Origin of the sequence: uncultured Negativibacillus sp., from assembly GCF_944388365.1 — a bacterium.
Taxonomy (GTDB): domain Bacteria; phylum Bacillota; class Clostridia; order Oscillospirales; family Ruminococcaceae; genus Negativibacillus.
Genome location: NZ_CALXIN010000006.1, coordinates 21167 through 35378, shown reverse-complemented (window position 1 = coordinate 35378; position 14212 = coordinate 21167). Strand labels below are relative to the sequence as shown.

The window sequence follows — 14212 nt, the reverse complement described above, 5'->3', positions numbered from 1 at the left end:
TTTGTTCAGGACAAAATTACCACTCGATCTGTTCAACCGGCACGATGTTCGGGTTCAGAACCTCGCTGACAACGGTGCCGCTCTTGACGGTAATAATGCGGTCGGCCATCGCGGTGATGGCCTGGTTGTGGGTGATGACGATGACGGTGACGCCGCTTTGGCGGCAGGTGTCCTGCAGCAGCTTCAGGACGGCTTTGCCGGTGTTGTAGTCGAGCGCACCGGTTGGCTCGTCGCACAGCAGCAGCTTGGGGTTTTTGGCAAGCGCTCTTGCGATGGCGACACGCTGCTGTTCACCGCCGGAGAGCTGTGCCGGAAAGTTGCCCATGCGGTCTTTGAGTCCGACTTCCTCCAGGACGGTGGCAGCCGGCAGCGGATTTTTGCAGATCTGTGCGGCAAGCTCGACGTTTTCCAGTGCAGTCAGATTCTGGACAAGGTTGTAAAACTGAAAGACAAAGCCGATGTCGTAGCGGCGATATTCGGTCAGTTGGCGGGATGTGTAGGCGGAGATCTCCTTGCCATCGAGCCACACCGAGCCTTCACTGAGGGTGTCCATTCCGCCGAGGATGTTCAGAATGGTGGTTTTTCCGGCGCCGGAAGCACCGACAACGACACAGAACTCTCCCTTTTCTACGCTGAAGTTAACATCATTGAGGGCGTTGATGGTGATTTCTCCCATGTGATAGACCTTTTTGACATCGTGAAATTCTACAAAAGACATCCTGTATTCCCTCCCTGCTTTTTCCCGTGATTTGATCGGGGTACAAAATTACCAGCAAAATTCCCGATTTTTCTATTTATTAAACAATTATAGCACCGAAATCGACTTTCTTCCAGAGCTGCCGCGCAGGAAATGTAAGGTTTTTGTATTGATTTTGTATACAGAACATGTCTTGTGGGGAAGAATCAGAAAAACCTGTTACAGCTTATGCGCTGCCGGATACACAAAGACAACAAAACGGTCATATCCTTTGCAGTTTCTTTTAACAAGCTGGGTCTTGTTTTGAGGTAAGAACATGATATAATAAGAAAGACATACTGATATTATCACAGGAAAGGACATTTTTGACGATGAATGACTCCATTACCATCCAGCAGGTTGTCGATCTTTTGAACAAGGACAACCTGCTTGTTGAATATTCCTGCCCGCAGGAGCTGCTGAATCATCCTTTTGATTACCTCTCGTACAGCTCTGCGGACGTACAGCCAAACACCTTTTTCATCTGCAAGGGCGCTTCCTTCAAGGAAGCCTACCTTCAGGACGCCATCTCCAAGGGCGCAGGTGTCTATCTTGCGCAGCAGCGCTACGATGTCCAGCTGCCTTGCATCATCACCAGTGACATTCGCAAGGCAATGAGCCTGGTGGCGATCGAATTTTATCATCACGCCTACCAGTCCTTCCGTCTGGTGGGACTGACCGGCACCAAGGGAAAGACTACCACCACCTATTTCATGAAGAACATTCTGGACACCTTCTGCAAGAGCCATCCTGAGCTGTGCGGCGTTCCAAAGAGTGCGGTGCTCTCCACCGTCGAGGTGGATACCGGCGTCGAGCAGCATGAGGCGCACCTGACCACGCCGGAATCGCCCGATCTCCAGCGCTATTTTGCGCAGACCCGCGACAGCGGCATCTCCTTTTTGACGATGGAGGTTTCGTCGCAGGCGTACAAATTAAACCGTGTCTACGGGGTGGAATATGACCTGGGCATGTTTTTGAACATCGGCGAGGACCACATCGGTCCGCTGGAACACACCGACTTCGAGGACTATTTCTCCTGCAAGCTGCAATTTATGGAGCACTGCAAGACCGCAGTCATCAACCGCGACATGGACCATGCACAGCGGGTGCTCGACCGTGCACGCGCCCATGCTAAACGGGTCATCACCTTCGGTACACTGGCAACTGCCGACCTCGACGACGAGGACTGCTGGGTGCTGCGTGACATCCGCAAGGAGGATGTCGGCTTTACCTTCACTACCAGTCATGGCATGAAGGAGCAGGAGTGGCGCATCCACATGGCAGGACGCTTCAATGTGGAGAATGCGCTGGCTGCCATCGCCTCGGCGACAGCGCTGGGTGTGGACGAACAGTCGATCCGCGAAGGTCTGCTCAAAAACGAGGTGCAGGGCCGCATGAACCTTTTTGAGAAGGACGGCATTACCGTGCTGGTCGATTATGCACACAACTACCTCAGCTTCAAAAAGCTGTATGAATCGCTCAAGGCGGACTATCCAGGCCGCAGAATTGTGGTTGTCGTCGGCTGTCCTGGCGGCAAAGCCTTCCTGCGCCGCCGCGACATCGGCACACTCTCCGGACAGAATGCCGACTACCTCTATCTGACCGCTGAGGACCCGCAGTTTGAGGATGTGCGCACCATCTGCGAGGAGATTGCCTCCTTTGTAGAACCGTATCATACTCCTTATGAGATCATCGAGGACCGCGCACAGGCAGTGGAAAAAGCAATCACCACCGCCCAGCCTGGGGATGTCATTGTGCTGGCAGCCAAGGGCGAGGAGGTATATCAGAAGGTCAGGGGAGAATATGTATATTATGAATCCGACCTGGCAATCGCCAAGCGGTTGCTTTCGATATGATAGAACAGGGGTGAACAACAGATGCCGATTTTAAATCACAGCGACCTGAAAAAGGTCGAGGAATATCAAAACTTTGTGCGGACCTCCCCCTATGCCAATGCGACACAGGACCTGGCCTGGGAAAAGGTCAAAGATGGATGGATCGGAGAGCAGGTATATCTGGAGGAAGATGGAAAGATCATTGCAGCGATGTCACTGATTATCCGAAAGATTCTGGGTGGATTTTCGATGATGTACGCGCCGCGTGCACCGATCTGTGACCTTCACGATACTGCACTGGTCATGCGGCTGATCGACGAAGCAAAGCCGCTGGCAAAGAAATACCATGCCTTTATGCTGCGCTTTGACCCAGAGCTGCCCAGAATGCCCGAGCTGGAACAGGAATACCGCAAACTGGGACTGCAGGTGCGCAACGATGGCTGCGACAAGTACGACCTGATTCAGCCGCGTTATAACATGATTCTCAATCTGGATGAACCGTCCTTTGATGAGCTGATGCCGCACTTCAGCGAAAAGACCCGTTACAATATCCGTCTTTCTGCCCGCAAGGGAGTGACGGTACGCTGGTCGAGAAGTGAGGAGGACCTCAAAAAATTCTTTAATCTGTACGAAATCACTGCCATCCGCGATAAAATTGGTCATCGTCCGTATGAGTACTTCCGTCGGATGCTGCAGGCTTATGAGGGCAGCGACCTTCTGCGCGTCTATCTGGCAGAGCACGAGGGAGAGGCGCTTTCCGGCGCCATCTGTATCCACTACGGCCACAAGACCTGGTATATCTACGGTGCAAGCTCGAACAACAAGCGCAATCTGATGCCAAACTATGCGATGCAGGCGGAGATGATCCGCTGGGGCTATGAAAATGGCTCGAAAATCTATGACTTTGGCGGAGTCTTTATTCTGGATAAAACCAATGGTCTGTATAAGTTTAAAGAGGGCTTCTGCCGCCGCGAAGGCGCGACCGAGTTTATCGGCGAGTTTGACAAGGTATATAACCCGCTCATTTACGCAGGCTTTGCAAAGCTGCTGCCAAAGCTGCAGCGCATGAAGGCAAAGAAAAACCACCACGACCAGCCTCGTCAGGCAGCACAGCCGCCAAAGGAAACACAGGAAACCAAAGAAGAACACAAGTAAATGCAAAACCGGCGCCTTCCAAACGGAAGGCGCCGGTTGCTGTTTTATCGGATATTTACTTTGCAGAAGGAGAGGAAGGCGCATTGCTGAGATCGCGGCTGCGATAATCCGGTCCCAGGTCGATGACCAGATAGGACAGCAGCAGGTTTGCCAGAGCCATTGGCAGATTGAGCGAGTTATAAAAGACGCGGGTAGCGGTATGGCACAGCAGAATGTGCTTGCTGTACTGCACCGTCGGAGAGGAGATGCTGTCGGTGATGGTCAGGATCACCGAGCCATGGGAGAAGGCATTTTTGGCGATGCTGCTCAGCGGGTAGTAATACTTTGGAAAGGCGATGAAGATGACCAGATCGTCCGGTGTCAGCTTGTCCAGCTTGTCCTCGGTGTCGCTAAGGTCGCCAAGCTCGATGAGGTAAGCATCAAAGTAGAGCAGCTTGAGCCTTGCCAGCAGAAACTCCGCCAGAATATGGGAAATATCGTGGGCGCAGATGAAGATGCGCTTTGCCTTGCGGACAGCTTCTGCTGCCGAGATGATCGAAAGAAGGTCCAGCGAGGAGAAAAACTCTCGGCTGGCATCCGCTTCCTCGCGGCAGATCTGACGCAGCAGCTCGGATTTTCCGTCGGCATCGGTGATGGTGGTGTCGGGAACAAAGTACTGCGGCGACGAGAGGAGCTTGACCATGTTCTGTGTGTACTCACGAAAGGCATTTTTCAGCTCCAGGAAGTTGGGATAGCCTACCTTCTGGCAGAAGCGAAGCAGGGTCAGCTCCGACGAGGAGGTGGCGCGGCTGAGCTGTGCCAGGGTGATATAGGAGATATCCTCAGGAAACTCCAGGAGATAATCGGCAATGCTTTTCTGCTTTTTTGTCATCTCGGGATAAAGGCTGTGAATTCTTTGAATAACGTCCATGCTTTTTGTCCTGTCCTTTGTAGAATAATGTTGAATGAGGAGCTGTTCCTGTGGTAAAGCAAGGGATATGGAACAGATAACGATCATTTTATACTACAAATTGTACAGGAAAAAAATCAGAATGTAAAGTGCTCTTTAAAAAAGAATCTATTTTTCTGTAAAAAAATATCAGAAAGTAAAACAAACACTTTTATTTTTGCAAAAAAAGTAAAGTAAAAATAGAAATGGAGACAGAAAATAATTTTTCTGTCTCCAAAAGAGGTTAAAAAGTAAAGTTTTAATTTTGAGAAGCTTCGGAAGAATTTACATACAGTGTGCGGGTTGGGAAGGCAAAGCTCAGTCCCTCTTCCTCCACAATCTGCATGATACCGTAGTTGACCGCCTCTTTGATGCGCTGGAAGTCTGCATAACCGGTTGGACGGGTGAAAAAGACCAGCGAGATGTTCAGGCTGCTGTCGGCAAAGGTATCAAAACGAACAACGGTATCCGATGGAATAACCTCTGGATTCTGGTTGACCATCTCGGTGATGCGGGCAACGCAGGTCTGCATCTTCTCCATCGGGGTATCATAGGTCAGACCAATCGAGAAGGAGGCACGGCGCTTGTTCATCTTGGACCAGTTGGTGATAGGAGAAGAAACTAAGCTGGAGTTTGGAACGATGACCAGCGAGTTAGGGAAGGTGCGGATACGGGTGGAGCGCAGGTTGATGTCCTCCACCACACCTTCGATCGAGGAGGTGGAGATCCAATCGTCCACCGAGAATGGCTTGTCGAACAGGATGACCAGACCGCCGAACAGATTCTGTGCGGTGTCCTGTGCAGCCAGCGCGAAGGTCAGACCGCCGAGTCCGATACCGGTGATGACGGTGGTGACATTGATGCCGGTTTCACTCAGCACAGCAATTCCTGCTACGATCAGGATAAGCACCTTGACGATCTTTTTGAGCAGAGTGATGATGGTTTTGTCGAGGCTGACATCCAGCTGTTCGTCCAGCTTCCGGTTAAAATGGAACAGACTGTCCGAGGTGCATTCGCACAGACGGAGCAGAATCCAGGTGATCACAATGATAAAGCTGATGCGGTAAGCCTTCAGCCAGAAGCTGTCGAATCCGTTGCCAAGATCCAGATTGATCAGCGCCAGATAGATACCGCTGGCAGCAAGCAGCGTTTTGAGTGGTGTAAGGACGAAGGTCAGGGTGGCATGGTCAGCGATCTGACGTTTGCGGTTGAGAACTTTGTCCAAACCCTTGACCACCAGTTTGGTAATCAGGGCCTTGAAGCACCAGAAAGCCAGAAAGATGGCGATAGAAGCGAGAAGTCGGAACAACCAGAGATTGCTGGCGATGATGTCAGAGAACAGATTGATAAACAAACATATCACGTCCTTTCGGTAATGTTGGCCGAAGAATGACACAGACAAGCTCGACCATTATTTAATGAGTGTACCATGTTTTGACTGCGTTTGCAAATGAAATTCAATTGAAATGACCAGATTCAGGGGACCGGAAGCTTTCCGGTCCCCTGAATAAACCAATATTGTCAGAGATGGAAATGATTGTCAGAACAAATCAATCGTTCTGTTTGTCCTCCGTTTTCTGTTCGGATGGATTGATGTCCGGCAGCGATTTCGCAGCTTCCTTTTTGCGTGCACTGCGGCGAAGGGCACGCAGGACGAGCAGTGCGATGATAACGACAACAGCAATGATGAGGAAGATCGGAATGTTGACAACGACAAAGACGATCAGGTCTTCAAAGAATACCTGGAGGTTGTACAGCGTCTCCGAGAAGCCGTTGCTGATGCGTTCGCCGATGGTGACGGCATTGGTGCCGGTGATGTTGCGTACTTCCTGGATGTTCAGATAGACGGTGGAATAATCGACCAGATTGTCATAGGTGCGCAGCTGGGAGGAGAGAGAATCCAGCTGCAGACGAACCTCGGACAGGCGCGACTCGATGGTAACCACCGCGTCGATGCTTTCGGCCTGTGCCATCAGTTCAAGCAGTCGGTCGTATTCGGTTTCCAGCGCTTTTTTGCGCGCTTCGGTGTCGGCATATTGCAGCGAGATGTTTTTGCTGGAGAGATCCTGACTGGTGATGGTTCCGCAGTCGTTGAGCTGTCCTATAAAGCCGTCCAGCTTTTCGGAAGGAATCCGAAGGGTGAAGTAAGCATACTTGTTGATGTAGTTGCCGCGGCTGTCCGAGCCGCCCGAGGTGGAGGAGGACTCCACAAAGCCGCCAAGTTCGCTGACCAGCGCGTTGATGTCCTGGATGCTCTGGTCAAATTCGAGCGTTTCCATCGAGACGTTTGCCGTCCAGATCAGCTTGAGGTTGAGATCTTCCGGCATTTGGGTCTGGCTGATGCTGCTCAGGGCGCCGTTTTCTCCAGCAGTGGAGGTTGTATCCGCTGACATGGCTTCTTCGGTGACTCCGGTTTCTTCCTCGTAGGCGGCGTCGTAAGCGTAGGAAGCGGAGTTTTGCATCATGCTTTCGGTTTTGCTGCCGCCGCTGCTTGCGCCGCAGGCTGCAAAGCTCCATGCAACAGCGATGGTGGTCAGAATGCAGAGGATCTGTCGCATCCGATGATTTTTCTTCATAGTTCATGCTCCTTTCTGGTGGCAGATGCCGGAATGATTTTATAAGAAAAGTGGTTTGATGTTGCAGTGTTTCTCCTTTCTGCCTTTAAAGTGGAGGAAAGAGCAGGAATTTGTTGCAGCAAAAAGAAAGTTTTTAAAATTTTTGGTAAATCGTTCAGAAAAACCAAGATGGATTGGTGATATTTTCTTACGGATGCGACCGGAAAAGGACAGAAACTTGTTCCGGCGTCCAATTTGTCTGTTGGAGAGGGATAAAATGCAGCGGAGCTGTTCTATACAAAGCAGCGGTTTTGCGGTAAAATAAAACAGAAAATACCGATATTTACCAGCAGAACCAAGGCGAAAGTCGGTTCTGCCAAAAATAGAACATCACCGGTAAAGGGGAGAACATGATGAAGCGAAGCAGCGGTGTTTTAATGCATATCACAAGCCTGCCAGGACGATACGGCATCGGTACTCTGGGAGCCAGTGCCAGACGGTTTGCGGATTTTTGCCACAGGGCTGGTTTAAGCTGGTGGCAGATTCTGCCCATCGGGCCGACCGGCTATGGCAATTCACCCTATCAGAGCGATTCGACCTTTGCGGGAAATCCTCTGCTCATCGACCTGGAGGAGCTGATCGGTCAGGGCCTGCTGACGTGCGAAGAATGTGAACAGAGAAGCTGGGCGGCGCTTGATAAAAAGGGAAGACCGCAGACCGAGCGGGTGGATTTTGACAGAGTGAGGGAGCAGAAAACAGCGCTGCTGCATCTTGCTTTCCAGCGTGCCAGACAGGACAGCGGTCTCTGGGCGCGTGCAGAGCAGTTTTTTGACAAGGAGGCATGGTGGTTGGATGACTATGCACTCTATCTTGCGGTCAAAGAACAGCAGGGTCAGAAGCCCTGGCAGCAGTGGGAGGAGGACATCCGTTTGCGCCGTCCACAGGCGATGCAGTCCTATCGCACGCTGCTCAAAGAGGAAATCGACTACCACCGTTTTGTCCAGTTTTTGTTCTATGACCAGTGGGAGCGTTTTCGCAGCTATTGCCACTGTAAGGGTGTCAAGCTCATCGGGGATATTCCCATCTATGTTGCACCTGACAGCAGCGATACCTGGGCAAATACCCGCCTGTTTGAATATGATGCCGACTGCCGCCCGCTGCGGGTAGCGGGATGTCCGCCCGACTATTTTTCCAAGACCGGTCAGCTCTGGGGCAATCCGCTCTACCGCTGGGATGTGATGGAGCAGGAAGGATTTGCATGGTGGATTTCACGCATTGCGGCGATGAGCCGGCTGTTTGACCTCACCCGCATCGACCACTTCCGCGGCTTTGCCGGCTACTACGCCATCGACGCAAAAGCCGAAACAGCGGTGGATGGCGTGTGGGAAAAGGGACCTGGCATGAAGCTGTTTTCTGCGGTGCGCCGTCAGCTTCCAAAGGTATCGCTGATCGCCGAAGACCTCGGCTTTATCACCGAGGACGTCGAACAGCTGCGCGACCGGTGCGGCTTCCCTGGGATGAAGGTGCTGCAGTTTGCCTTTTCTCCTGAGGAGGAGAGCGGTTATCTGCCGCACAACTGTCCAAAACGAGCGGTGATTTACACCGGCACCCACGACAACGATACCACCCGTGGATGGGCACACACCGCAGGCAAGCAGGAACGGGAAGCTGCTGCCGCTTATCTTGGTGTATCGCATAAAAAGCAGTTTGCCTGGGGCATGATTCGCGCTGCATGGACCAGTCCCTGTGAGCTGGCGATTGCGCCGATGCAGGATTTTCTCAATCTGGGAACCGACTGCCGGATGAACCTGCCGTCCACTGTGGGCGGCAACTGGGAGTGGAGGATGCGTGAGGGCGCCGCAGACAAAAAGCTCGCCGAGCGCATCCGCAGGCTCACACAGGCCAGCTGGAGACTGCCCAATTACCGCAGCGGTCTGCGCGCGGTGCAGCAAACAAAGGAGGACTGACAACAGATGGAACACTATCTGACAGAATATTTGGCAAAACAGAAAACCACACTGGACGACTGCACCGATGAGCAGCTGTATGCGGCGATGCTCTCGTTTGTCAAGGAGCAGACTGCCCGCCTTGTAAAGAAGGACGACAAGGGACGCAAGGTATACTACCTGTCCGCCGAGTTTTTGATTGGGCGGCTGCTGAGCAACAATCTGCTCAATCTGGGATTGTATGAACAGGCAAATCAGCTGCTTGCAGCGCACGGCAGAAGCCTTGCCGCCCTCGAGGAGGTCGAGCCGGAGCCGGCACTGGGCAACGGCGGCCTGGGACGGCTTGCCGCCTGCTTCCTCGATTCGATTGCTACTCTAAATCTAAATGGAGAAGGCATTGGACTTTGCTACCACTTCGGTTTGTTCCGGCAGAAATTTGAACATAACAGCCAGCATGAGTATCCTGACCATTGGCTGGAAAAGGAAGGCTGGCTGCGCAAAACCGACACCGTCTTTCCGGTCAACTTTGGGGAGACACAGGTCAAGGCCAGAATGTTTGAGCTGGATGTCACCGGCTACGGCGCCGACCATGTCATTCCGCTGCGACTGTTCGACCTGGAGCAGGTGGACGAGGAACTGGTCAGCGAGGGCATCTCGTTTGACAAAAAGGACATCCGCCACAATCTGACGCTGTTTCTCTATCCCGACGACAGCGACGAGCAGGGACGGCTGCTGCGCATCTATCAGCAGTATTTTCTGGTCAGCGCCGCCGCCCAGCAGATTTTGCAGGATACCCTGCGCCGCGGCTATTCGCTCGACCAGCTGGCAGAAGCAGCGGTCATCCAGATTAACGACACCCATCCGACCATGATTATTCCAGAGCTTATTCGCCTGCTGGTTGAGTCGGGAATTGGATTGGACGATGCGGTGCGCATCGTTTCCAAGACCTGTGCCTATACTAATCACACCATCCTCGCCGAAGCGCTGGAAACCTGGCCGCTTGCCTATCTGGAGCAGGTGGTGCCGCAGCTCATCCCAATTATCGAACATCTGGATAAGCGGGTCAAAGCCGCTTTTTCTGATCCTGCGGTCGCCATCATCGACGAGCGGGAACAGGTACACATGGCACACATCGACATCCACTATGGATTTTCGGTCAACGGTGTGGCAAAGCTGCACACCGACATCCTCAAGGAGAGCGAGCTTGCACCGTTCTATCATCTCTATCCTGAGCGGTTCCACAACGAAACCAACGGCATCACCTTCCGCCGCTGGCTGATGCTGTGCAATCCGAAGCTCAACGATTATATCAGCTCGCTGATTGGCGACGGCTTTAAGAAGGACGCCATGCAGCTAAAAAAACTTTCTGCTTTTGCCGATGACCCAGCGGTGCTGCAAACGCTGCTGGAACTCAAACATCAAAACAAGGCGGCACTTGCACAGGAGATTTTGCAGCGGGAGGGAGTCCGCATCGACCCTGATTCGGTCTATGATATCCAGATCAAGCGCCTGCACGAGTATAAACGCCAGCAGATGAACGCGCTGTACGCCATCTGGAAGTATTTCCAGATCAAGCAGGGCATTCTGCCAAAGCGCCCCATCACCATGATTTTCGGCGCCAAGGCTGCGCCGGCCTACACCATCGCCAAGGACATCATCCATCTGATCCTGTGTTTGCAGCAGCTGTTTGCCTCCGACCCAGAGGTTGACCCGTATCTCAAGATTGTGATGGTGGAGAACTACAACGTCAGCTACGCCGAAAAGCTGATTCCCGCCTGCGACATCTCCGAGCAGATTTCGCTTGCATCCAAGGAGGCAAGCGGTACCGGCAACATGAAACTGATGCTCAACGGCGCAGTCACGCTGGGAACGATGGACGGCGCAAACGTCGAGATTCACGACCTGGTGGGTGAGCAGAATATCTACATCTTCGGTGCATCCAGCGATGAGGTCATCAAGCTGTATGCACAAAAGAGCTATCACGCAGGAAAACTGTACGACAGCAATCCCGAGATCGAAAAGCTGGTCGATTTTATCATCGACAAAAAGCTGCTGCGCATCGGTGACGTGCTGCCGCTGTGCCGCCTGTACAAAGAGATCGTGGGCAAGCACTGGTTCAAGACTTTGCTGGATCTCAAGGACTACATCAAAGTCAAGGAGCGGATGCTCAGTGACTATGAGGACCGCACCGCCTGGAGCAAAAAGATGCTCTACAACATTGCAGGCGCAGGATATTTTTCCTCCGACCGCACCATCGCACAATACAACCACGACATCTGGAAACTGTAAAGAAAGCGAGGAGCAAATAGATTTTATCTATTTGCTCCTCGCTTCTTATCGCAAAAAACAATTTGACGGCTGCAAAGTTCCTGTGACACAATGGACTGGACTAAAAAAACCTTTTGAATTGTTGGGAGAGAAAACGATGGAACAAAACGTCTACTATGCGATGTCCTTTTATAATACGACCGATACCATGCAGACCGAAAAGAAGGCAAGGGAGCAGTTTGAAATCCGCATCATGCCGACACCTCGTGCGATTTCCACCAGCTGCGGGCTGGCAATTCGCTTTGAAGGGATGGATGAACAGGCCTACTGTGCGTTTGCAAAGGAGCAGACCGTGCCGCTGGGACTGTACCGCATCGAAACGCCTGTGCAGGGAGATGCAAAAGCGGAAGCCATTTTTATTCGCAAGCCATAAAAATGACGATGAAATCCACAGAAGGTGCTATATGATGAAATTAAAGTGATGATGAGGAAAAAATTTTGTTGTTTTTGATGAAAATGCCTTGACAATCTGTCTGTGGATGGAGTATACTGATAGCGGCTTTAGAAGCCGAAAACGATCGACGAAGGAGGATAAGAATATGACTAATCAGATGGGTATGAACCGCAAGGATCAACAAAAGAAGATGGGAATGTTTTTACAGCCTTCGATTCGAAAGTATTGTTGATACCGAACAGGTACGTTCGGTCTGCTTTGGGTCAAGGTGCGCCAAAGCAGCAAAGAAAATGTGTCTAAAAAGCATTCCTGTCAACGCAGGGATGCTTTTTTTTATTGATGTCCATAAGGTCAAATCGGGAAAAGGACCTTGTGGCGTCCCGTCAAATGCTGTGCAGACAAGGGGGAAAGAAGCGGCAGCCTTTGAAGGGGAGGAAGGAGTTTTTTGATAAGGACAGGAGAGTGATTTACTTGCAAAGCAACAACCTCAAGCCAAAAGCCTCCGCAGTCGTTTTTCGCTTTGTGCGAAAAAATTTGTGGCTGTTCGGACTGGGCCTGCTGTGTTCGGTGCTCAATACGGCATTTAACTCGCTGACACCGCAGATTATCCGTATGACGGTGGACTCGGTCATCGGTTCCTCGGAGCTTCCGCAATGGATTCAGAGGACGGGGATTGCGCAGTTTGCCGCCGATAATACCAAAGCCATGCTGCTGCTGGCAGCGGTCGCAGTGCTGATTACCGCTATTTTGTCCGGTGTATTCAGCTTTTTTGCGCGCCTGAACACGGCAAAAGCCTCGGAAAGTTCCATCAAGGCGCTGCGCGACGAGCTGTTTGGACATATCCAGAAGCTGCCGTTTTCCTGGCACACTGCCCACCAGACCGGTGAGATCATCCAGCGATGCACCTCGGACGTCGAGGTTATCCGCAACTTTATCAGTGCGCAGATGGTCGAGGTATTCCGCATCAGCTTTCTGATTGTCATGACCATGACCATCATGTTCACCATGAATGTCAAAATCTCGCTGGTAGCGGTCATCTTTGTGCCGATGGTTATGTTTTATTCGTTTTTCTTTAATTCCAAGATCTCCAAACGCTTTATGAGCGCGGACGTCGCCGAAGGCGTTCTGTCCTCGGTGGTCCAGGAAAATCTGACCGGTGTCCGTGTCGTCCGCGCCTTCGGACGCGAACAGTTTGAGATCGACCGCTTTGATGAGAAGAACATCGCCTTCTCGGAGCTGTGGATTCGACTGGGTCACATGATGACCGCCTACTGGAGCACCGGCGACCTGATTATGGCGCTGCAGGTGCTGTGCGTCATCGCTGTGGGAACGGTCAGCGCTGTCCACGGGGAAATTACCCTGGGAGAATTTCTGGCGTTTGTCTCCTACAATGCCACACTGACCTGGCCGGTGCGTTCGCTGGGCAAGATCCTTTCGGAGATGAGCAAGACCGGCGTCTCGATCGAACGTGTCAGCTATATCCTGCAATCCGAGCCGGAACACGACCCACCACAGGCGCTGACACCGCCAATGGACGGCGACATCGTGTTTGACCATGTCACCTTCGGCTATGAAAATCAAAAGCCTGTGCTGGATGACGTGTCCTTCACCATTCCGGCGGGCAGCACCTTTGCCATTCTGGGCGGTACCGGTTCGGGCAAAACGACCCTGATGCATCTGCTCAACCGTCTGTACGATTTGGAGGACGGAAAGGGAACCATCACCATCGGTGGAGTGGATATCAACCAGATCAGCCGCGCACATCTGCGCAAAAATGTGTCGATCGTTTTGCAGGAGCCGTTTTTGTTCTCCCGCACTATCGGTGAAAATATCGGCATTGCCTGCGAAAGCAAGGGCCGCGAGGAAATGATGGAGTATGTGCGCGGTGCAGCGCGGTCGGCCTGTGTCGATGAGGCAATCGAGAACTTTGCCAACGGCTATGATACCATTGTCGGCGAACGCGGCGTCACCTTGTCGGGCGGTCAGAAGCAGCGTGTCGCCATTGCACGAATGCTGACCCAGAATGCACCGGTCATGATTTTCGACGACTCGCTGTCGGCGGTGGATGCCGAGACCGACGCCAAGATCCGCCACGAGCTCAAGGAGAAGATGGGCAATACAACCACCATCCTCATCTCCCACCGCATCACCACTCTGATGCAGGCGGATCGAATTCTGGTGCTGGATAACGGCAGAGTGGCGGATATCGGCACCCATGAGGAGCTGATCTCCAGAAAAGGAATCTACCAGGATATTTATCAGATACAGATGAACAACGCCGACCGTGAACTGCTGCAGCAGGTGAGCGCCGGCGACTCGACAGAAAGCAGGTGAT

The 14212-nt window shown here is 52.2% G+C and carries 10 protein-coding genes; 6 read left to right on the top strand and 4 right to left on the bottom strand.

Translation table 11 applies throughout. The features are described 5' to 3' along the window. Nucleotides 1-16: 16 nt before the first annotated feature. Nucleotides 17-718, bottom strand: a complete 702-nt coding sequence (locus Q0L39_RS01860) for an ABC transporter ATP-binding protein (RefSeq protein WP_296626644.1) — start codon at nucleotides 716-718, stop codon at nucleotides 17-19. A gap of 350 nt (nucleotides 719-1068) precedes the next feature. Between Q0L39_RS01860 and murE the strand changes: the two genes are divergently transcribed. Both murE and Q0L39_RS01850 read left to right on the top strand, forming a co-directional pair. After that, entirely contained in the window at nucleotides 1069-2592 is a 1524-nt protein-coding gene (murE, locus tag Q0L39_RS01855; protein WP_296626643.1) for a UDP-N-acetylmuramyl-tripeptide synthetase, read from the top strand. Nucleotides 2593-2613: 21 nt separating this feature from the next. After that, nucleotides 2614-3726 carry a peptidoglycan bridge formation glycyltransferase FemA/FemB family protein gene (locus Q0L39_RS01850; RefSeq protein ID WP_296626642.1) on the top strand — a complete coding sequence of 371 codons (1113 nt, stop codon included), beginning with the start codon at nucleotides 2614-2616 and terminating at the stop codon, nucleotides 3724-3726. Nucleotides 3727-3781: 55 nt separating this feature from the next. On the opposite strand, the gene Q0L39_RS01845 is transcribed toward Q0L39_RS01850, so the two are convergent. The 3 genes from Q0L39_RS01845 to Q0L39_RS01835 form a co-directional block, all read right to left on the bottom strand. Continuing rightward, nucleotides 3782-4636 (bottom strand): MurR/RpiR family transcriptional regulator, encoded by an 855-nt coding sequence (locus Q0L39_RS01845; protein ID WP_296626641.1) that lies wholly within the window; start codon nucleotides 4634-4636, stop codon nucleotides 3782-3784. A 277-nt stretch (nucleotides 4637-4913) separates the two neighbouring features. Beyond that, nucleotides 4914-6008: a mechanosensitive ion channel family protein gene (locus Q0L39_RS01840; RefSeq protein WP_296626640.1), complete on the bottom strand. Its 1095-nt coding sequence runs from the start codon at nucleotides 6006-6008 to the stop codon at nucleotides 4914-4916. A 196-nt stretch (nucleotides 6009-6204) separates the two neighbouring features. After that, nucleotides 6205-7230: a DUF4349 domain-containing protein gene (locus Q0L39_RS01835; protein WP_296626639.1), complete on the bottom strand. Its 1026-nt coding sequence runs from the start codon at nucleotides 7228-7230 to the stop codon at nucleotides 6205-6207. Between the two features lie 392 nt (nucleotides 7231-7622). On the opposite strand from Q0L39_RS01835, the gene malQ reads away from it, so the two are divergent. The 4 genes from malQ (at nucleotide 7623) to Q0L39_RS01815 (ending at nucleotide 14211) form a co-directional block, all read left to right on the top strand. After that, on the top strand, nucleotides 7623-9176 hold the full coding sequence (gene malQ, locus Q0L39_RS01830; RefSeq protein WP_296626638.1) for a 4-alpha-glucanotransferase: 1554 nt from the start codon (nucleotides 7623-7625) through the stop codon (nucleotides 9174-9176). A gap of 6 nt (nucleotides 9177-9182) precedes the next feature. Continuing rightward, complete coding sequence (locus Q0L39_RS01825) at nucleotides 9183-11444, top strand: glycogen/starch/alpha-glucan phosphorylase (RefSeq protein WP_296626637.1); 2262 nt, start codon at nucleotides 9183-9185, stop codon at nucleotides 11442-11444. Between the two features lie 136 nt (nucleotides 11445-11580). After that, nucleotides 11581-11856, top strand: coding sequence for a DUF3343 domain-containing protein (locus Q0L39_RS01820; protein WP_296626636.1), 276 nt, complete (start codon nucleotides 11581-11583; stop codon nucleotides 11854-11856). 492 nt (nucleotides 11857-12348) lie between these two features. Then, the gene (locus tag Q0L39_RS01815; protein ID WP_296626635.1) at nucleotides 12349-14211 is read left to right on the top strand and encodes an ABC transporter ATP-binding protein; all 1863 of its coding nucleotides are present in this window, start codon (nucleotides 12349-12351) and stop codon (nucleotides 14209-14211) included. The last annotated feature ends 1 nt before the right edge of the window (nucleotide 14212 follow it).

Coding starts and splice junctions, on each gene's coding strand:
- malQ (WP_296626638.1), top strand. CDS start 7,623: ATGAAGCGAAGCAGCGGTGTTTTAATGCATATCACAAGCCTGCCAGGA.
- Q0L39_RS01825 (WP_296626637.1), top strand. CDS start 9,183: ATGGAACACTATCTGACAGAATATTTGGCAAAACAGAAAACCACACTG.
- Q0L39_RS01835 (WP_296626639.1), bottom strand. CDS start 7,230: ATGAAGAAAAATCATCGGATGCGACAGATCCTCTGCATTCTGACCACC.
- murE (WP_296626643.1), top strand. CDS start 1,069: ATGAATGACTCCATTACCATCCAGCAGGTTGTCGATCTTTTGAACAAG.
- Q0L39_RS01820 (WP_296626636.1), top strand. CDS start 11,581: ATGGAACAAAACGTCTACTATGCGATGTCCTTTTATAATACGACCGAT.
- Q0L39_RS01850 (WP_296626642.1), top strand. CDS start 2,614: ATGCCGATTTTAAATCACAGCGACCTGAAAAAGGTCGAGGAATATCAA.
- Q0L39_RS01845 (WP_296626641.1), bottom strand. CDS start 4,636: ATGGACGTTATTCAAAGAATTCACAGCCTTTATCCCGAGATGACAAAA.
- Q0L39_RS01860 (WP_296626644.1), bottom strand. CDS start 718: ATGTCTTTTGTAGAATTTCACGATGTCAAAAAGGTCTATCACATGGGA.